This is a genomic window from Candidatus Cardinium hertigii (assembly GCF_003788695.1).
The window spans coordinates 281-718 of the sequence record NZ_RARA01000006.1; the positions used below are offsets into that span (position 1 = coordinate 281).

1 protein-coding gene (running past one end of the window) is annotated in these 438 nt (G+C 32.4%); it reads left to right on the top strand.

What is annotated here, in order from left to right; genetic code table 11:
• The first annotated feature begins 314 nt into the window (after positions 1 to 314).
• On the top strand, positions 315 to 438 hold the 5' portion of the coding sequence (locus EDM02_RS00085) for a pectinesterase family protein (protein WP_123662104.1). The gene runs 14 nt beyond the window's last position; 124 of the gene's 138 nt are visible here — the first part of the coding sequence; its start codon is at positions 315 to 317; its stop codon lies off the right edge, out of view.

Below are 438 nucleotides of genomic sequence, written 5' to 3' on the forward strand. Positions count from 1 at the left end.
GGTGTGAAATTTGCATGATTGGAGATTTCACATGGATATGACTAACTGTTTTATTATAATTCACGTTTTACATGTTTTTGTAAAATTTTCAATCCACTTTTAATTAATCGGAAGCATTTGTGTAATTTTGTTAACCAACTTTTATTCGGCCATTCGTACAGTATTAAACAATAAGTTGGTTTTCAAATCAGAATATGGAATTGGTAAAGTATCATTTAACGAGCTTGTTGAAGGCAGATACAAAATTTAAAGTTTTTTTAATTGAAATTTCACGGTTAATGAAATAAGAAAAGCAATTTTTTTAACAGGACACGCTGTACACGGGCAATATTGGAGTTGACAAGGTGAATCGCCAATATTATTCCAACTCTTATATCGAGGGCACCACCGACTACATTTTCGGCAATTCCACCGTCATTTTTGACAATTGCGTCATTC